The organism is Cupriavidus oxalaticus (genome assembly GCF_038900635.1).
Classification (GTDB): domain Bacteria; phylum Pseudomonadota; class Gammaproteobacteria; order Burkholderiales; family Burkholderiaceae; genus Cupriavidus; species Cupriavidus oxalaticus_B.
In genome coordinates this window covers 1-17,680 of sequence record NZ_JAYMRX010000017.1, presented here as the reverse complement: position 1 = coordinate 17,680, position 17,680 = coordinate 1, and the positions used below count along the sequence as shown (strand labels likewise).

The window sequence follows — 17,680 nt, the reverse complement described above, 5'->3', positions numbered from 1 at the left end:
TCGCTGGCGTGGTCTCAGGGATTGGCGGTTCAGGCCGCGGCGGGATAGAGCAGGTCGGCGTAGCGGCGCAGGTGGTGCTCGGCCGAGCCGAACTGCAGGTCGATCGCCGTGACCCGCTTGAAGTAGTGGCCCACCGCCAGTTCCTCCGTGACGCCCATGCCGCCGTGGATCTGCACTGCGCCCTGGCCGACGAAGGCCCCGGCCTGGCCGGCCTGGACCTTGGCCGCGCACGCCGCCTGCGCGAAAGCCGCCGGTGCGCCGGCGGCCTGCTTCGCCGCGACCTGCGTCAGTGCCACGGATTGCTCCAGCTGCATATACATATCGGCCATGCGGTGCTGCAGCACCTGGAACGTGCCGATCGGCACGCCGAACTGCTTGCGCTGGCGCGCGTAGTCGATGGTGTCGGCCAGCATGCGCGCCATCGCGCCGTTGGCTTCCGCGGCCAGCGCGACCATGGCGTGGTCGCACAGCTGCTCGATCAGCGCGAAGGCATCGCCTTCGGCGCCGATGCGCTGGCTGGCCGCTACCTGTACGTTGTCGAGCAGCACCTCGGCCGCGCGCTGGCCGTCGAAGGTGGGATATTCGCGCAGGGTCACGCCGGGCGTGTCGCGGGCGATCCAGAACAGGCTGATGCCGTCGCGGTCGCGGCGCGCTCCTGCGGTGCGGGCGCTGACCACCAGGTGCGAGGCGAACGGCGCACCCACCACTGCGTGCTTGTGGCCGCTCAGCTTGTAGCCGTTGCCCGCGCGCGTGGCGCTGGCCTGCACGTCATGCCGGCAATAACGGCTGGCGGGCTCGGCATGCGCCCACGCGGCGGTGGCCTCGCCGCCGATGATGGCGGGCAGCCACTGCGCCGCCAGCTCCGGGCTGCCTTGCGCCAGCGCGCCGCCGGCCAGCACCACGGTGCCAAGATATGGCTCGAGCACCAGGTGGCGGCCGAACTGCTCCATCACGATCATGTGCTCGGCAGCGCCGCCGCCCAGCCCGCCGTGCGCCTCGCTGAAGCCCGCGCCCAGGATGCCGAGGTCGCGCGCGAACGCACGCCAGCAATCTGGCCGCCAGCCCGCTGCGGACTGGACCGCGGCGCGGCGTGCTTCAAAATCGTAGTGGTCGGCCAGGTAACGCGCGAGCGTGTCGCGCAGCATCGATTGTTCTTCGCTGAACTTGAAATCCACCTCGGCTCCTTCGGGAATGGGGGATGGCGTGGCTGCGATAGCCTGCGCGAGCATGATCCGGGCACGCCGCAGGACGGCGCATCGTCGCATCGGACGAAGGTGAGCGGGGGCCACAGGGGCCCGCGCTTCTCCGTTTCATGCGGCGCCGCATCAAAATGCCGACGCGGCGCTTCGTCGCTTCCGACGATGGTTGAACCGGCGGGTCGTTCACAGAATGCGGGATCACCCGTCGCAATCCAGCGAACCCCTGTCGAGGAGCTCAACGTCATGCATCCGTCCATCCACGCGCAGCGCACGCCAGAGAAGCCGGCCGTCATCATGGGCAGCAGCGGCGCAGTCGTCACGTACCGCGAGCTGGACGAGCGCTCGAACCAGGTAGCACACCTGTTCCGCGCGCTGGGCCTGCGCCCGGGCGACCGCGTGGCCTTCATGCTGGAAAACCATCCGCGCATGTTCGAGCTGTGCTGGGGCGCGCAACGCAGCGGCATCGTCTATATCTGCCTGAGCACCCGGCTGAACGCGGCCGACGCCGCCTATATCGTCAACGACAGCGCCGCGCAGGTGCTGGTGACCACGCACGCCCAGGCGGAGATCGCGGCCACGCTGGTGGCGCAGACGCCGGCGCTGAAGCGCCGCCTGATGCTCGACGGCACGGTGCCCGGCTACGACACTTATGAGCCGGCGTTGGCAAGCTGCCCCACGACGCGCATTGCGGATGAAGTGACCGGCGGCGACATGCTTTACTCGTCCGGCACCACGGGCCGGCCCAAGGGCGTGTACGCGCCGCCGGGCAGCCCGCGGATCGAGGATCCCACCACGCTGACCAGCCTGTGCCAGCGGCTCTATGGCTTCGATGCCGACACCCGCTACCTGTCGCCGGCGCCGCTGTACCATGCCGCGCCGCTGCGCTACAACATGTCGGTGCAGGCGCTGGGCGGCACCGCGGTGGTGATGGAGCATTTCGACGCCGAGCAATACCTCCAGCTGGTGCAGCAGCACCGCATCACGCATACGCAGCTGGTGCCGACGATGTTCTCGCGCATGCTCAAGCTGCCAGAGGCGCAGCGCCTGGCCTATGACATGTCGTCGTTGCGCGTGGCGATCCATGCCGCGGCGCCGTGCCCCGTGCAGGTCAAGGAGGCGATGATCGCGTGGTGGGGGCCGGTGATCTGGGAGTACTACGCCGGCACCGAAGGCAACGGCGTGACCGTCGTCAGCACGCAGGAATGGCTGCAGCGCAAGGGCACCGTGGGCCGGGCCATGGTCGGCATGCTGCGCATCTGCGGCCCCGACGGCGAACTGCAGCCGCCGGGCGAACCCGGCACGATCTATTTCGCCGAAGGCCGCGCCTTCGAATACCACAACGACCCGGCCAAGACCGCGGAATCGCGCCATCCCCGGCATCCGGACTGGAGCACCATCGGCGATGTCGGCTATGCCGATGCCGACGGCTACCTGTTCCTGACCGACCGCAAGGCCAACATGATCATCTCCGGCGGGGTCAACATCTATCCGCAGGAGGCGGAGAACCTGCTGATGACGCACCCCAAGGTGCTTGACGTGGCGGTGATCGGCGTACCCAACGAGGATTTCGGCGAAGAGGTCAAGGCCGTGGTGCAGCCGGCCGACATGGCGCAGGCCGGGCCGGAACTGGCGGCGGAGCTGATCGCGTTCTGCCGCGCCAACCTGTCCACCATCAAGTGCCCGCGCTCGGTCGATTTCGAATCCGAACTGCCGCGCCTGCCGACCGGCAAGCTGCTCAAGCGGCTGCTGCGCGACCGCTATTGGACCGGACACGGCAACAAGCTGGTGTGAGCGGCACCGGCATCTGGCTGGCGCCCGGCGCGCGCAGCGGCGGCACGGTCCGGGGCCCTTAATCCAGCCGGAAGGCCGCCTGAAGAGACCCGGAACCCTCGGCGGCGCGCGGCCGCGCGTGTTTACGCCATAATTCCAAGTTCCATCACAGTCACGCCCGTCCGCGCTGCTGCGCTGGCGGGCGCATCGCTTCGCATTGCCCTTCGCATGCCGCAAGGGCGGTGCGGCGCGGAAGACGACAAAACGCCAATGGCAAGTATCGAGGAGACTGGGCGGCGCATGCCGTCTGCCACCGGCGCCGGGACCGCGGCGCTCGCCGCCAAGCTGCGTCCGCCGCTGCTGACGCCGTTCCAGGTCGAGCGCGCGTCGATCTGCGACGCCGTGTGCGCCGCGGACTTCGTCAAGCTCGTGCTGGTGCGCGCGCCCGCGGGCTTTGGCAAGACCACCGCCATGCTCCAGTGCCGAGCGCGCCTGGAAGCCGCCGGCGGGCGCACCGCCTGGCTCACCCTTGACCGCTCCGACAACGATGCCACCCGCTTCCTGGCCTCGGTCGAGGCCGCCATCGCGCTGGCGCTCGGCGCCTCGGCACAGCCGCCCCGCTCGGGGCTGATGCAGGATCCCGGCGAGCAGGCGCTCGCGCTGATCGACCGGCTGGCCAGCCACAGCGGCGCCTTCACGCTGTTCCTCGACGATTTCGAATCGATCCAGAATGCCGTCGTCAGCGGCCTGGTGTGGCAGATGGTCGAAAGCCTGCCACCGGGCTGCCGTGTCGTGATCGGCACGCGCTGGGTGCCGGAGAGCGGCCTGGGCCGGCTGCGCGCGCGCGGCGAACTGCTCGAAATCGAGCCGGCGCAACTGCGCTTCAGCGCCAGCGAGACCGAATCCTTCCTGCGCCAGGCGCGCGGGCTAAAGCTGCAGCCGTCCGCGATCAGCGCGCTGCACCGGCGCACCGAAGGCTGGGCCACGGCACTGTGGCTGGCCTCGGTGGCAATGGAGCGGCGCAGCCAGCCCGAGGGCTTCATCGCCGGCTTTTCCGGCTCCAACGCGGCGATTGCCGACTACCTGGTCGAAGACGTCTTCCTGCACCTGCCCGACGCGGTGCGGGACTTCCTGTTGCGGACCTCGATCCTGGACCAGCTCTGCGGCCCGCTGTGCGACGCGGTCTGCCAGGCCACCCTGCCATCCGCGGGCGGCGCCGGCAGCAGCGACGAGATCCTGGCCTGGCTGGAGCGCGCCAACCTGTTCCTGCTGCCGCTGGAAAGCGAGCGCTACGGCGAACGTGGCACCGGCGCGGCAGCGGGGCAGTGGTATCGCTATCACAGCCTGTTTTCCGGCTTCCTGCGCGGCCAGCTGGCGCAGTCGATGCCCGAGGCCGTGCCGTCATTGCACCTGGCTGCCTCGCGCTGGTATGAATCGCAGGGACGCCCGGTGCCCGCCATCGAGCACGCCCTCGCGGCCGGCGCGCTGGGCCATGCGCTGGAATTGCTGGACAGCGCCGTCGATGACCTGCTGGGGCAGGGCCGCATGCGGCTGCTGACGCGCTGGCTGGAGGCGATACCGGCGGAAGAGCTGGCCCGCTGGCCCAAGCTGCAGATCGCGCACGCGTGGGCGGTGTCGTTCACGCGCGGCCCGGCCGACGCGATCGCGCTGCTGCAGGCGATCCCGACCGAGGGCGCGGCCGGCGACCTGCTCGCGCATATCCGCGCGCTGCGTCACGTTCTGCTCAACATGATGGACCGCTTCGACGACGCGCGCGCCTTTGCCCGCAACGAGGTGCCGCCGCTGCCGATGGGCTACGCCTTCCCGGACGCGATCCTGGGCACGTCGATGGCGCGGCTGGCCGCCGTCATGGGCGACTATCCCGAGGCGCGCCGGCTGCTGCAGATTGCGCGCCAGGCGGTGCGCGGCTCGGACAGCAACTTCAACAAGATCTTCTCCGAATCGGTCGAAGGCCTGATCGACCTGCGCCAGGGACGGCTGCAGCAGGCGTTGGCGCGCTTTCGCATCGCCGCGCGCACCATGCTGCCGAACCGCTTCGGCCCGACCAACGGCAATGCCATGGCCGGCATCCTGCTGGCCGAAGGCCTGTACGAGAGTGGCGATACCGAACGCGCCAGCCGGCTGCTCAACGTGTATCTGCCGCTGTCGCGCGACCTCGGCCTGCCGGACCAGATCATTACCGGCCATACCGTGCTGGCCCGCATCGCCTTCGAGCGTGGCGAGACTGACCAGGCCCATGAATGGCTGGCGCAGCTGGAGGCGCTCGGCCACCACCGCGGCCTGACCCGGCTGGTGATGGCGGCGATGCTCGAGCGCGCGCGGCTGGCGCTGCGCCAGGGCAATGCGCACGCCGCGCAGGAAGCCATCGAGCGCGCCGCCGACCCCGCGCTGTGGCGCACCCGTCCGGGCGTCAGCTCGTTTGCCAGCGACGTCGAGGACATTTTTGTCGGAAGGCTGCGGCTGGACGTGCATGCCCGCCCCGGTGCGCAGGTGCGCGACGCGATCGAGCGCGAACTTGTGGCCGCCACCAGCAACCAGCTGATGCGCCGCGCGCTCAAGCTGCGCATCCTGCTGGCTCAGGCGTGCCAGCGTAGCGGCGACGGCGCGCATGCGCTGGTGGTGATGGGCGAGGCGTTGCGCTTCGGGGCGGCCGAGGGCTTCGTGCGGATCTTTGCCGACGAAGGCGACGACGTGCGCCGGCTGGTGGCCGACGCCTGCGCCCGCCAGGGCGCCAGCCTGCCATCCGCCTACGTGGAAAAGCTGCTGCAGGCATGTGGCCAGCAGGCCGGCGCAGCGCCTGGCGGCGCGGCCGGCCGTCCCGCGCCGCCGGCACTGGTGGAGCCGCTGACGCCCAAGGAGCAGAAGGTGCTGCAATTGCTGGCCGAAGGCTTTTCCAATGTCGCCATGGCCGAGCGCCTGTTCGTGTCCGAGACCACGGTGCGCACGCACCTGCGCAATATCAGCGCCAAGCTGCACGCCAGCAACCGCACCCAGGCGGTGGCGATCGCACGGCAGCTGGGCCTGCTCTGAGCCGGCCGCCGCCAGCGTAGCTGCGCGCGGCGGCTGGACCCGGATGCCGGCTCAGGTGCCGGCTCAGATGCCGATGAATTCGGCGAACTCCGTCAGCGGCGCGCGCGCTGCGCGCAACCGGTTGGCCGGCGCCTCGGGATCCTCGTAGCCGATCGCCATGCCAGTGAACAGCATGCGCTCGGCCGGCAGCTGCAGGAAGCTGCCGATGGTCTCCGGATACATCGCCCAGCATTCCTGCGCGCAGCTGTCGAGTCCTTCCTCGCGCAGCAGCAGCATCACGGTCTGCAGGTACATGCCCAGGTCCGACCACTGCGGCGGGCCCATGCGCCGGTCCACGGTGCAGAACAGCGCCAGCGGCGCGCCGAAGAAGGTGAAGTTGCTGGCGAACTGCGCCAGCCGCCGCGCCTTGTCCTCGCGCGGGATGCCAAGGTAGTGGTAGAGCGCCTCACCCACCTCGAAGCGGCGGTCGCGGTAGGGCGCAACCAGCTCGGGTGGGTAGACGTTGTACTCGCGCTCTTCGCCCTTGGGCGTGTGCGCGATGCGCTCGCGCATGATGCCGCGCAGGCGCTCCAGCGCCTCGCCGCCGATCACGTGGATATGCCATGGCTGCAGGTTGCCGCCCGACGGCGCGCGCGCCGCGGCATCGAGCACGCGGCGGATCGTGTCGGCCGGCACGGGCTTGTCCAGGAAGCCGCGGACGGACTTGCGGCTGGCGACGGCTTGGCTGACTTTCATGCTGACTCCGGAAGGTACGGTGGGGCGCCGGGTTCAGGCGCGTCAGGCGAACGGCGGCTCGCCGCGCCAGTCGAAGAAATCCGGCAGGTCGTGCGAGACGGTGTCGGGGAATGCGGCCGGGCGCTTTTCCAGGAATGCGCTGACGCCTTCCTTGACGTCGGCGGAGCGCCCGCGCGACTGGATCGCCCGGCTGTCGAGCTTGTGCGCCTCCATCGGGTGGCTGGCGCCGGCCATGCGCCAGATCAGCTGGCGCGAGATCGCGACCGAGACCGGGGCGGCGTTGTCGGCGATTTCGCATGCGATCGCCCGCGCCGCCGGCAGCAGGTCCTCGGGCGCGTGCAGCGAGCGCACCAGTCCGCGCTCATGCGCCTCCTGCGCCGAGAATACACGGCCGGTATAGCACCATTCCAGCGCCGTGGAAACGCCGACCACGCGCGACAGGAACCACGACGATGCAGCCTCGGGCGTAATGCCGCGGCGCGCGAACACGAAGCCGAACCTGGCGTCGGTCGACGCCAGCCGGATATCCATCGGCAGCTGCATGGTCACGCCCACGCCGACGGCGGCGCCGTTGACCGCGCCAATCACCGGCTTGAGGCTGCGGAAAATGCGCAGCGATACGCGGCCGCCGCCATCGCGGTGCGCGGTGTCGGGGCTGGCGCCGTAGCGCTTCTCGAAATCGAAGGTCGAGCTGCCGCCGGACAGGTCGGCGCCGGCGCAGAAGGCGCGGCCCGCGCCGGTGACGATCACCGCGCGGACGTTGTCGTCGGCATCGGTGACGTCGAAGGCGGCGATCAGGTCCTGCATCATCTGCGCGGTGAACGCGTTGAGCTGGTCCGGTCGATGCAGCGTGATGGTGGCGACACCGTCTTCAACGGCGTAGCGCAGGGTTTCGAACGAAGGCGTGGCTTGCGTCATGGCGACTCCTGCAGAGGGAAGGGGGTGCTGCGGGCCGGGCGGCAAAGGGCCGGAACGGCGCGGGGACAGCCAACACTAGTGCAGAATGCGCCGCCCGCAATCGTCGCTTCCGACGAAGCATGGCGCGGGCCCGCGCCGTAGACTGGCCCGAACGCCGCCGAGGCCCGCTAGCTGACAGCACCAAGGACAATTATGAAGACTCGAATCACCGAACTGCTTGGCATCCGCTACCCCATCATCCAGGGCGGCATGCAATGGGTCGGCTACGCGGAAATGGCCGCGGCCGTCTCCAATGCCGGCGGGCTGGGCATCCTTACCGCGCTGACGCAGCCGACCCCCGAGGCGCTGGGCGAGGAAATCCGCCGCTGCCGCGATATGACCGACAAGCCATTCGGCGTGAACCTGACGCTGCTGCCTTCGATCAACCCGCCGCCGTACGCACGCTACCTCGACGTCATCATCGAGAACGGCGTCAAGGTGCTGGAGACTGCCGGCAACAACCCGAAGGAACACATCGCCCGCGCCAAGGCTGCCGGCATGAAGGTGATCCACAAATGCGTGGCGATCCGCCATGCGCTGTCGGCCGAGCGCCTGGGCGTCGACGCGGTGTCGATCGACGGCTTCGAGTGCGCAGGCCACCCGGGCGAGGACGATGTCCCGGGCATGGTGCTGATCCCGCTGGCTGCGCGCAAGCTGTCGGTGCCGGTGATCGCCTCGGGCGGCATCGCCGACGGCCGCGGCATGGCCGCGGCGCTGGTGCTGGGCGCCGAGGGCGTGAACATGGGCACGCGCTTCTGCGCCACCCAGGAAGCGCCGATCCACGACAACGTCAAGCAGGCGCTGGTGCAGGCCAGCGAGCGCGACACCAACCTGATCTTCCGCACGCTGCACAACACCGCACGGGTGCTGAAGAACGCCGTGTCGGATGAAGTCGTGAGCATCGAACGCCGCCCCGGCGGCGCACAGTTCGAGGACGTCAAGCACCTGGTTGCCGGCGTGCGCGGCAAGGCCGCGCTGAAGGCGGGCGAGACCGATGGCGGCATCATCAGCGCCGGCCAGTGCGTGGGCCTGATCGACGACGTGCCGAGCTGCGAGGAACTGCTGGCGCGCATGGTCCGCGAATGCCGCGAGCACGTTGGCTCGGCCTCGCGCTACTTCGGCTGACGCCATGGCCGAAGCAGGGATCGAGACGGCGATGCCGCAGGCGGCCGACGGCACCGATGGCGCGGCCGTGCCGGAAGGCTTCGTGCCGCTGCGGCAGCTGGGCGGCTACATGGCCAACTTCGGCCAGCTCTACCTGGACCGGGCACGCCGCACGCTGGCGGTGCGCATCGACGAGAGCCATCTCAACAACCTCGGCATCCCGCACGGCGGCATGCTGGCGACGCTGGCCGATACCGCCATCGGCATGATGATGTCGCTGGAGACCGGGCGCGAAAAGAGCGCGGTCACCGTCAACCTGAGCCTGGACTACCTGGATTCCGCGCGCCTGGGCGACTGGGTCGAGGCACGCGTGGAGTTCGACAAGCTCGGCTCGCGGCTGCGCTACGGCACCTGCCGGCTGGTCAGCGGCGAGCGCTGCCTGCTGCGCGCCACCGCGATCTTCGCGGTGCTCGGCCCGCGCATCTGACACCGCACTGAGGCGGCCGGCTAACTTCGTCGCTTCCGACGACGCTGGCCGGCTGGCCCGGGACAACAATACGGTCCAACCCTGCCGGCAGTCGCCGGCACCCCGCATCAAGCACTGGCCGGCCGCGGGGCGGCTGGCACCGAACAAGGAGATCACATGGCAGAGGCATACATCGTCGCCGCGGCACGGACCGCCGGCGGGCGCAAGGGCGGCAAGCTGTCGGGCTGGCATCCGGCCGACCTCGCCGCGCAGGTGCTCGATGCGCTGGTCGAGCGCACCGGCGCCGATCCCGCGCTGGTCGAAGACGTCATCATGGGCTGCGTCAGCCAGGTCGGCGAGCAGGCCGGCAACGTGGCACGCAACGCCATCCTCGCTTCGCGGCTGCCTGAAAGCGTGCCGGGCACCTCGGTCGACCGCCAGTGCGGTTCGTCGCAGCAGGCGCTGCACTTCGCCGCGCAGGCAGTGATGTCGGGCGCGATGGATATCGTGATCGCGGCCGGCGTGGAAAGCATGACGCGCGTGCCGATGGGCCTGTCGTCGCAGTTGCCGGCCAAGAACGGCTTCGGCGTGCCCAAGAGCCCGGGCGTCGAGGCACGTTATCCCGGCGTGCAGTTCAGCCAGTTCACCGGCGCCGAGATGATCGCGCGCAAGTACAACCTGTCGCGCGAACAGCTCGATGCCTATGCGCTGCTCAGCCACCAGCGCGCGGCGGCAGCGACCAAGGCGGGCCGCTTCAACGCCGAGATCGTGCCGGTCGAAGTGCGCACCGCGGAGGGTGCCAACGGCGAAATGCATACCTCCGACGAAGGCATCCGCTATGACGCCACGCTGGAGAGCATCGGCGCGGTCAAGCTGATCGCCGAACGCGGGCGCGTGACCGCGGCCTCGTCGAGCCAGATCTGCGACGGCGCCGCCGGCCTGCTGGTGGTCAACGAGGCCGGCCTGAAGAAGCTCGGCGTCAAGCCGCTGGCGCGCGTGCACCATATGACCGTGATCGGCCACGACCCGGTGGTGATGCTCGAAGCGCCGCTGCCGGCCACCATGCACGCGCTGAAGAAGGCCGGCCTGAGCATCAACGACATCGACCTGTTCGAAGTCAATGAAGCCTTTGCGCCGGTGCCGCTGGCCTGGCTGCAGGCAACCGGCGCCGATCCGGAGCGCCTCAACGTGCATGGCGGCGCGATCGCGCTGGGCCACCCGCTGGGCGGATCGGGCGCCAAGCTGATGACGACGCTGGTGCATGCGCTGCATTCGCACGGCAAGCGCTACGGTCTGCAGACCATGTGCGAAGGCGGCGGGCTCGCCAACGTCACCATCGTCGAACGTCTGTAGTAAAGGGTAGTAAAAGGTAGTAAAGGGAGAAGGACCGGCGGCGCGGGCATGTCAAAGTGCCCGTGCCGGTTGCCGGATCGATTGCTGCCGCGTTCCGCGCCAACGAAAAAACCCGCCGTCAGGCGGGTTTGTCGTTGCTGGGCCTGGCGCGCCTGTGTATCGGCCGTCAGGCAAAGGTCAGGGCGTCGCGGCGTTCCGGCCGATCCAGGTGCGGGATATTGTTGAAGCTCAGCAAACGCTGCACGCCACGTCCGACGATGATCTCGCAGAACGCGGTATTGCGGAACTGCAGGTTCATTTCGATGGCAGTTGCCGCGGGAGCGCCGAGCAGGTCCGCCGTGGCGCGGCCGATGGCGCCGCCCGAACTGACTACAAGGATGGCGTCTTCACGCGTGGTGCCTTCGCAGGCTTGCGTCAGCGCGCCGGCAATGCGCGCGCCGAAATCGGCCCAGCTTTCCGTCATGTCGGCCAGGCCATCCTGGGTCCAGGCATGGTACGCGGCACGGAAAGTGCGCCAGTAGTCGTTGTAGTCGCCGTTCTGGTGCGCGCGATGGTCGGCGCCGCCGGTGTGGCAACGGTACAGCGCCTCGCCGTCATATTCGTTCAGGCCAGGATGCGTGGCAATTTCCGCTTGCGGCTGGCCCATCGCGGCCAGGATCTCGCGCGCGGTGTCCTGCTGCCGCACCAGGTTGCCAGCTGCCACGCGCGCGAAGCGCAAGCCGCGCTCGCTGAAGTATTCGCCCAGCCAGCGCGCCTGCTGGCGGCCTGTCTCCGACAGGCAATCGTAGTTGGCGGCGCCAAACGAGGCTTGTCCGTGACGGACGAGGAAAAGCGTGGCCATGTGCGGTATCAGTGGGCTTAGATGCAGTCAGCGTGGACGCATTCTAAAGAGGGCGTGCGCCGCCGCCAAGCAAGCACCGCCGAATTCATAGCGGCCATGGGCGCGCTGCATTACCGCGTGAATTCAGGCCTGGCTGGTGTCGGTGACGCCGAGGTACCCCGCCATCATGCGGCTCAGTTCGGCAATCATCCGTTCATCGTCGAGATGCAGCGGCCCGGAATCGTTCAGCAGCGCATTGACCAGCACGCTGAAGACCGCTTGCATGGCAAAGCGCACACGCAGCTCGGCGATCTCCGCGGGCAGCGACAGGCGCGGCACCAGCAACTGCACCATCCGCTCGACGATCGCTTCCCCATTCTGGCGGTGGGGCGCCCACTCTTCCGGCTTCGTCGAGGCATGCCGCAGCGATGCGCGCATCACGCCGCGATTGGCCTGCGTGCCCAGCACCATGAAGCGCGCGGCCTTGTCGAGCAGCACGGAGGTCGGCACGTCTTCCCAGCGCTCCTGCGCGAGGTAGCGTTCGATCGATGCCGAGGTTTCTTCCATCACCAGCGCGCGCAACGCCTCGAAAAAAGCCATCTTGTCGCGGAAGCGGCCGTAGAAGGCGCCTACCGACACCTGGCACGCAGCGGCTATCTGGGCCACCGAAACCGCGGCGAAATCGCGCTTCGCCAGCAGTTCGCGGCCTGCGCCGAGCAGGGCCTGCTCGGTTTCGCGCGCGCGCCGCTGGCGCGGCGGCTGCAGGATCGAAGGCGTATCGATACGGGGGAAGGAAGAGGTGGCCGAAAGGCCGGATGATGTCGCTGGCATAGGGATTTTCCGTATTCGAATTCGGATTCGCTTTTGAAAAATACCGGTGCGCGCCGCGCGGCGTCAAGGCTTTTGTCGGGTGGCCGGTCGCTGCGAACGGGTGGGTGGCCACACTTGCGCGCAAGCTACGCATGCTCGTTGCTCCGCGTGGTGGATGCCCTTGCAGGCAGTATCAGAGCGAGCCGAATACCATGCCGAGACTGTATGTGAACGAAGCGGCGGCGTTTCGGTTCTGGCTCTCGCGAGCGCTGTCTCAGCGGAAACGCGGGCCAAGGTCGTCCCGCATCCAGTCGATAAAGGCGCGCGTGCGCGCCGGCAGCAGGCGCGCATGCGGATAGATCAGCGACAGCGGCCAGGCAGGCTGCTCGAACGGCTCCAGCACAATGCGCAGCGTGCGCGCCTGCACCAGTTGCGCCACCTGGTACGAGAGGAAATTGCCGAAGCCGGCGCCTTCCGCGCAAGCGGCAACGGCTGGCGCGGTCTGGTTGAACTCGAGGTTGCCCGTCACCTGCACCTGGAACGGCTTGCCGTTTTCCTGGAACGTCCACCAGTGCGCGGCGTTGCCGGTGAAACGCACGCAGTTGGCGCGCGCCAGGTCGTCGGGGTGGCGCGGCGTGCCATGCTTGCGCAGGTAGGCCGGGGTGGCCACCACCACGCGCCGGATATGGCCGACCGGCTGCGCCACCAGCGTCGAATCCGCCAGCGGGCCGATGCGTACGCCCACGTCGAGTTCTTCTTCCAGCAGGTTTACAACGCGGTCGGTGAATTCCATGCGGCAGCGCACGCGCGGATAGCGCTGCACGAAGCGCGTGACCGCCGGCGCGATATACATCTGCCCGAACAGCACCGGCGCGGTCAGCGTGAGCTGGCCGCTGGGCTCGACATGGCTGGCGGTCAGGCCGGCTTCGACTTCATCGATGGTGGCGAGAATGCGCCGGCAACTGTCGAGGTAGCTGCGCCCCTCGCCGGTGAGCGACAAGCGCCGCGTGGTGCGGTTGAGCAGCCGCACCTGCAGCTCGGACTCGAGCGCGGCCAGCGTGCGCACCACCGCGGGCAGCGAGGTGTGCAGCGTCGCCGCGGCGGCCGTCAGGCTGCCCGCGTCCACGATCCGTACGAAAGTCTGCATGGCTCGAAGCTTGTCCATGGCGCCACACACTACTCCGATTTTCGGAGTAGTCAAATACCAGGCGCCCCATTTATTGCACCGCCTTCCGCGTCCAGAATCCCTCTATCCCAACCACCGAGGAGTGTGTCATGCAAGCCGCCAGCCATCCCGCCGAGCCCCGCGTTCCGCTCGTCCCGCTCGTCCTTTACCGGTCGCCACTGTCGGGCCATGCCCATCGCGCCGAGCTGTTCCTGTCGCTGCTGGCGCTGCCGTACCGGCTGGTCGACGTCGACCTGCGCGGTGGCGAGCAGCACCGCGAGCCGTTCCTGCGGCTCAATCCCTTCGGACAAGTGCCGGTGCTGGACGACAACGGCGTGGTGATTGGCGATTCCAACGCGATCCTGGTCTACCTGGCCACGCGCTACGACGATGGCCGCTGGCTGCCGCGCGACCCGGTCGGAGCCGCGCGCGTGCAGCGCTGGCTGTCGGTGGCCGCCGGCGAAATCGCCTTCGGTCCCGCCGCGGCGCGCCTGGGCGTGCTGTTCGGGCGGCCGGTGCCGCTGGACGACGCCATCGCCCGCGCGCAGCGGCTGTTCGTGCTGATGGAATCCCTGCTGGCCGAGCAGCCGTTCCTGGCAGCCAGCCATGCCACGCTCGCCGACGTCGCCGCCTACAGCTATATTGCCCGCGCCGAAGAAGGCAACGTGCCCTTGGCGCCGTATCCCGCACTGAACGCTTGGCTGCGACGCATCGAGGCGCTGCCGGGCTTCGTGCCGATGATCGTATCCCGGCCCGGCCGGGCTGCCTGAGCCGGATAACCCAGCGCCGCCGCGCGAGCGCCCGCTGCATCTGCCAAGGAGTCCATCATGGAACTGCCCGTCTGGCCGCATGCCGGCCTGCCTTTCCACGCCGGGGAACTGGCCGCGCAGGAGCGCGCCGGCAAGCGCGAGCGCATGGCTGCGGCCGGCGCGCGCGTGATCCGCGGCGAAATGCCAGAACAGCATCGGCAGTTCTTTGCGCAGCTGCCATTCCTGCTGGTTGGCGCGGTCGACGCCGGTGGTTTTCCGTGGGCATCGGTGCTTGCCGGCGCGCCCGGGTTTGCATACAGCCCCGATGCCACGCACTTGCGCATCGACGCCTTGCCGCTGCCTGGCGATCCGCTTGAACAGTCCCTGGAGCACGGTGCGCGCGTCGGGTTGCTTGGCATCGAACTCGCCACGCGCCGTCGTAACCGGATGAACGGCCTCATCGTCGCGCGCGACCAGCGCGGGTTCACGGTCGAAGTCGAGCAGAGCTTCGGCAACTGCCCGCGCTATATCCAGCTGCGCGAAGGCACCGCGGCGCAACCGGGGACTTTCATGCCGGCATGGCATGGCACGGCGCTGGATGACGATGCGGCAGCATCGCTGCGCGCGGCCGACACGCTGTTCATCGCAACCAGCCATGCGGCCTCGCCGGAGGAGGGCGAGCACACCGGCGGCGTCGATGTGTCGCACCGCGGCGGCAAGCCGGGCTTTATCCGTGTGGACGGCGATGGCGCGCTCACCTTCCCGGATTTCAACGGCAATAACTTCTTCAATACCGTCGGCAACTTGCTGGAGAACCCGCGCGCGGGGCTGGTGGTGCCCGATTTCGCCGAAGGGGCGCTGCTCCATGTCGGTGGGCATGCCGAAGTGATCTGGGACGGCGCCGAGCTGGCAGCGTTCGCCGGGGCGGAGCGGCTGGTGCGGCTGCATGTCGAGCGGGTGGTGCGGCGCCCGTCGGTGCTGCCGATGCGCTGGCAGTTGCGCGAATACTCGCCGGTGCTGGCTGCCACCGGCGCCTGGCCGGCGGCCTGAGCAGTGCGTTCCATTCTGCGACGGGTGGGCAGGCGCAGGTGATGGCGGACTCGGTTCCGCTCGTCATGCGGTACCTCAAGGCGCCGTGCCGCCGGTCAGCCGCGTCCCCGGTACTTCAATGCCGCACAGTGGCCGACCAGCGTGCTGATGCAGCAGGCATCGCCGCTCCATTCGCCGCCGATGACGATGCCGTCCGGGCCCGCGATCAGCTTGCGCTGGCAATGGCCCGGCATCGGCGTGCGCTCCATGCCGGCATCGCGGGGGCCGCTGCCTGGCGCGCGCGCTGCCGGGATGGTCTCGTTCCAAACATAGGCGGTGCCGGATGGCATCGCCTGAACCGCCTGCGGCGGTCCCCACTGGCGCTTGGCCTCCTCGACAGGGACGTTCTTCCAGGAGTCGAAGATGTCCTGCATGGCGCTGCCGCCCAGGCCGGCACACGCGCCGGTGAAGGCCCCGGCCCAGAGGATGGCCAGGCACGCGCGCACCCGCGCGGCGCCGCGGGCCGTTTCGGCAGGACGGGACAGTTTGGCAGGCATGGAGACTCCGCATCGCTCGCCCGGCGGCAAGGGCGGTCCGTCGAGACTAACGGAATGGCGCGCCCGGCCACAAGCACGGTCTGCGCGCCACCACACACAGCCCGCAGCCGGCGGCGCGGTTCAGTCGCCGAACAGATCCAGGGCTTGCTGACCGGCCACGCGGGTTGGCCTGCGTGGGGCGGTCCCCGCTGCGGCACGCAGCGGCCGTACCACATCCTGCGGTATCGCCGGCGGGGTCAGTTTGAACAGGCTCGCCACCGGCAGCGGGACCGTTTCCGGCATCCACTGCGCCATGCGCGGGGCCAGGATATGGTAGGTGTCCAGGTCGAAGTGCGCCGGGGCCACGGCCAGCGCGCGCGCCTCGTCCAGCGTGGGCGAGCAGCCCAGATAGCACCAGTCGTTGGCGACATGCCACCACGTGCGTCCGGCATGCTCCTCGCGCCATGCCACCGGACCGTCAAACGGCCATGGCACCAGCGCCAGCGGCGCCAGTGCGGTGGCCAGGCGGGCGCGGTGCGCGGCGGATGGCTCGGCGCCGACACAGGCGCCGGCGCAGCGGTGGACCTGCCGCGCGAAGCAGGGGTTGCCCCGCCGCGTGGTCTTTTCCAGCGACAGCGTGGCCATGCACAGCCCGTGTTCCTCGGCCAGCCCGCGCAAGCGCGCCTCGGCCGCACCGCGGCTGCCAAAGGCGCCGAACAGATCGCGATGCCGGCAGAAATCAGTGTCGCGGCTGGTGCGCAGGAGCGGCACCGGCAATTGCGGCGGCAGCTCCCATGCGTAGAGCCGGGCGTTGCTGCGCAGCAGCTGGTTGTGGACCGGCTGCATCGTCTTGACCAGCCTGGCCTCGAGCAGCAGCGCGCCGGTCTCGCCGCCGGTCTCGCGCCACTCGACCCGGCGCACCAGCCGCGCCAGCCGCATATCCTTGCCATAGCGGTAGTCGCCCGAGAAATGGGCGCCGATGCGCTGGCGCAGATGCACGCTCTTGCCTACGTACAGCGGGACGTCGTCGTCGCCATAGAAGATATAGACACCGGGGGCGGCAGGCACGTCTTCCAGCGCGGTTTCGTCCAGTCCGGCAGGCAGGCTGGCGCGGCGCACCAGGGAGCGCACCGCAGCCTCGACCAGCTCGACCGAATAGGTGTCGTGGATCTTCTGCCAGAACTGCCATAGCAGTTCGGCATCGGCCAGGGCGCGGTGCCGGCCCTTGGGCGTCAGGCCAAAGCGCGCGATCAGCGCGTCGAGGCCATGGCGTTCCACCGACGGGTAGAGTGAGCGCGACAGGCGTACCGTGCACAGCACATCCGCACGGAAGGTGACGCCGGCGCGCCGGAACGCGTTCTTCAGGAAGCCATAATCGAAGCGTGCGTTATGGGCCACGAAAAGACGGCCCTGCAGGCGCTCGGCAAGCGTTTCGGCGAGTGACTCGAACGTCGGCTGGCCGCGCACCATCTCGTCAGAGATGCCGGTCATGCGCTGGATAAACGGCGGGATCCCCAGGCCGGGGTCCAGCAGCGTGTCCCATTCGGTAATCCCGTCCGGGCCGACCTCGACGACGCCGATCTCGGTGATCCGGTCACGCTGGGCATCGGCCCCGGTGGTTTCGAGGTCGACAAAGACGATCGGGCGCGACAGCGCCTCGGCGAGCGCGAGGGCGTCTGCAAAGTGCTTGCCGTCCGCGGGCATGCGCGACGGCAGGTAAGTGGGCATATCCGGCATCAGCCGATTTTAAGTGCCCGGCGATGGCGGCACGAAGAAGTTTTCAGAAACCCCTTGCCAAGCACCTCGGCGTCCCTTAATATTCGCCCCCTCGCAACACAACGCGGCGCTGCAAGGCAGACGCAGCAAGGGTTGCGGGGTCGACCGGGAGGTTGGCGCGGCGAGGTTTGCAGCGCTGACCGCAGCAAAAAAAGATTGC

General features: G+C 69.1%; 15 protein-coding genes. 7 read left to right on the top strand and 8 right to left on the bottom strand.

Going from position 1 to position 17,680, the window contains the following annotated elements; all coding sequences use genetic code 11:
- Positions 1–29: 29 nt before the first annotated feature.
- Positions 30–1,175 carry an acyl-CoA dehydrogenase family protein gene (locus tag VSR71_RS23490; protein ID WP_342916204.1) on the bottom strand — a complete coding sequence of 382 codons (1,146 nt, stop codon included), beginning with the start codon at positions 1,173–1,175 and terminating at the stop codon, positions 30–32.
- A 267-nt stretch (positions 1,176–1,442) separates the two neighbouring features.
- Here VSR71_RS23490 and VSR71_RS23485 point away from each other — a divergent pair, with 267 nt between their 5' ends.
- Both VSR71_RS23485 and VSR71_RS23480 read left to right on the top strand, forming a co-directional pair.
- Positions 1,443–2,990 carry an AMP-binding protein gene (locus tag VSR71_RS23485; RefSeq protein WP_342916203.1) on the top strand — a complete coding sequence of 516 codons (1,548 nt, stop codon included), beginning with the start codon at positions 1,443–1,445 and terminating at the stop codon, positions 2,988–2,990.
- Positions 2,991–3,239: 249 nt separating this feature from the next.
- Entirely contained in the window at positions 3,240–6,020 is a 2,781-nt protein-coding gene (locus VSR71_RS23480) for a LuxR C-terminal-related transcriptional regulator (protein ID WP_342916202.1), read from the top strand.
- A gap of 63 nt (positions 6,021–6,083) precedes the next feature.
- On the opposite strand, the gene VSR71_RS23475 is transcribed toward VSR71_RS23480, so the two are convergent.
- Both VSR71_RS23475 and VSR71_RS23470 read right to left on the bottom strand, forming a co-directional pair.
- Positions 6,084–6,755 carry a nitroreductase gene (locus tag VSR71_RS23475; protein WP_342916201.1) on the bottom strand — a complete coding sequence of 224 codons (672 nt, stop codon included), beginning with the start codon at positions 6,753–6,755 and terminating at the stop codon, positions 6,084–6,086.
- 42 nt (positions 6,756–6,797) lie between these two features.
- Positions 6,798–7,673: a crotonase/enoyl-CoA hydratase family protein gene (locus VSR71_RS23470; RefSeq protein WP_342916200.1), complete on the bottom strand. Its 876-nt coding sequence runs from the start codon at positions 7,671–7,673 to the stop codon at positions 6,798–6,800.
- A 192-nt stretch (positions 7,674–7,865) separates the two neighbouring features.
- Here VSR71_RS23470 and VSR71_RS23465 point away from each other — a divergent pair, with 192 nt between their 5' ends.
- The 3 genes from VSR71_RS23465 (at position 7,866) to VSR71_RS23455 (ending at position 10,635) form a co-directional block, all read left to right on the top strand.
- On the top strand, positions 7,866–8,837 hold the full coding sequence (locus VSR71_RS23465; protein WP_342916199.1) for a nitronate monooxygenase family protein: 972 nt from the start codon (positions 7,866–7,868) through the stop codon (positions 8,835–8,837).
- Positions 8,838–8,841: 4 nt separating this feature from the next.
- Positions 8,842–9,303, top strand: coding sequence for a PaaI family thioesterase (locus VSR71_RS23460; RefSeq protein ID WP_342916198.1), 462 nt, complete (start codon positions 8,842–8,844; stop codon positions 9,301–9,303).
- A 156-nt stretch (positions 9,304–9,459) separates the two neighbouring features.
- Positions 9,460–10,635 carry an acetyl-CoA C-acetyltransferase gene (locus tag VSR71_RS23455; protein WP_342916197.1) on the top strand — a complete coding sequence of 392 codons (1,176 nt, stop codon included), beginning with the start codon at positions 9,460–9,462 and terminating at the stop codon, positions 10,633–10,635.
- Positions 10,636–10,801: 166 nt separating this feature from the next.
- On the opposite strand, the gene VSR71_RS23450 is transcribed toward VSR71_RS23455, so the two are convergent.
- From VSR71_RS23450 to VSR71_RS23440, 3 genes are all read right to left on the bottom strand, one after another.
- A complete protein-coding gene (locus VSR71_RS23450) occupies positions 10,802–11,476 on the bottom strand; it encodes a histidine phosphatase family protein (protein WP_342916196.1) in 675 nt (224 codons plus the stop codon).
- Positions 11,477–11,599: 123 nt separating this feature from the next.
- Positions 11,600–12,286 carry a helix-turn-helix domain-containing protein gene (locus VSR71_RS23445; RefSeq protein ID WP_342916195.1) on the bottom strand — a complete coding sequence of 229 codons (687 nt, stop codon included), beginning with the start codon at positions 12,284–12,286 and terminating at the stop codon, positions 11,600–11,602.
- Positions 12,287–12,539: 253 nt separating this feature from the next.
- On the bottom strand, positions 12,540–13,430 hold the full coding sequence (locus VSR71_RS23440; protein WP_342916194.1) for a LysR family transcriptional regulator: 891 nt from the start codon (positions 13,428–13,430) through the stop codon (positions 12,540–12,542).
- A 110-nt stretch (positions 13,431–13,540) separates the two neighbouring features.
- Here VSR71_RS23440 and VSR71_RS23435 point away from each other — a divergent pair, with 110 nt between their 5' ends.
- Both VSR71_RS23435 and VSR71_RS23430 read left to right on the top strand, forming a co-directional pair.
- Positions 13,541–14,200 (top strand): glutathione S-transferase, encoded by a 660-nt coding sequence (locus VSR71_RS23435; protein WP_342916193.1) that lies wholly within the window; start codon positions 13,541–13,543, stop codon positions 14,198–14,200.
- Between the two features lie 57 nt (positions 14,201–14,257).
- Positions 14,258–15,229, top strand: a complete 972-nt coding sequence (locus VSR71_RS23430; protein WP_342916192.1) for a pyridoxamine 5'-phosphate oxidase family protein — start codon at positions 14,258–14,260, stop codon at positions 15,227–15,229.
- Positions 15,230–15,324: 95 nt separating this feature from the next.
- Here the strand turns inward: VSR71_RS23430 and VSR71_RS23425 are convergent, their stop codons facing one another.
- Positions 15,325–15,765, bottom strand: coding sequence for a hypothetical protein (locus VSR71_RS23425; protein WP_342916191.1), 441 nt, complete (start codon positions 15,763–15,765; stop codon positions 15,325–15,327).
- 120 nt (positions 15,766–15,885) lie between these two features.
- On the bottom strand, positions 15,886–17,481 hold the full coding sequence (locus VSR71_RS23420; protein ID WP_342916190.1) for a 3'-5' exonuclease family protein: 1,596 nt from the start codon (positions 17,479–17,481) through the stop codon (positions 15,886–15,888).
- Positions 17,482–17,680 lie beyond the last annotated feature (199 nt).

Bases quoted from the DNA above. Each gene is read 5' to 3' on its own strand.
- VSR71_RS23485 (WP_342916203.1), top strand. From the start codon at position 1,443: ATGCATCCGTCCATCCACGCGCAGCGCACGCCAGAGAAGCCGGCCGTC.
- VSR71_RS23480 (WP_342916202.1), top strand. From the start codon at position 3,240: ATGGCAAGTATCGAGGAGACTGGGCGGCGCATGCCGTCTGCCACCGGC.
- VSR71_RS23475 (WP_342916201.1), bottom strand. From the start codon at position 6,755: ATGAAAGTCAGCCAAGCCGTCGCCAGCCGCAAGTCCGTCCGCGGCTTC.
- VSR71_RS23470 (WP_342916200.1), bottom strand. From the start codon at position 7,673: ATGACGCAAGCCACGCCTTCGTTCGAAACCCTGCGCTACGCCGTTGAA.
- VSR71_RS23465 (WP_342916199.1), top strand. From the start codon at position 7,866: ATGAAGACTCGAATCACCGAACTGCTTGGCATCCGCTACCCCATCATC.
- VSR71_RS23460 (WP_342916198.1), top strand. From the start codon at position 8,842: ATGGCCGAAGCAGGGATCGAGACGGCGATGCCGCAGGCGGCCGACGGC.
- VSR71_RS23455 (WP_342916197.1), top strand. From the start codon at position 9,460: ATGGCAGAGGCATACATCGTCGCCGCGGCACGGACCGCCGGCGGGCGC.
- VSR71_RS23450 (WP_342916196.1), bottom strand. From the start codon at position 11,476: ATGGCCACGCTTTTCCTCGTCCGTCACGGACAAGCCTCGTTTGGCGCC.
- VSR71_RS23445 (WP_342916195.1), bottom strand. From the start codon at position 12,286: ATGCCAGCGACATCATCCGGCCTTTCGGCCACCTCTTCCTTCCCCCGT.
- VSR71_RS23440 (WP_342916194.1), bottom strand. From the start codon at position 13,430: ATGGACAAGCTTCGAGCCATGCAGACTTTCGTACGGATCGTGGACGCG.
- VSR71_RS23435 (WP_342916193.1), top strand. From the start codon at position 13,541: ATGCAAGCCGCCAGCCATCCCGCCGAGCCCCGCGTTCCGCTCGTCCCG.
- VSR71_RS23430 (WP_342916192.1), top strand. From the start codon at position 14,258: ATGGAACTGCCCGTCTGGCCGCATGCCGGCCTGCCTTTCCACGCCGGG.
- VSR71_RS23425 (WP_342916191.1), bottom strand. From the start codon at position 15,765: ATGCCTGCCAAACTGTCCCGTCCTGCCGAAACGGCCCGCGGCGCCGCG.
- VSR71_RS23420 (WP_342916190.1), bottom strand. From the start codon at position 17,481: ATGCCGGATATGCCCACTTACCTGCCGTCGCGCATGCCCGCGGACGGC.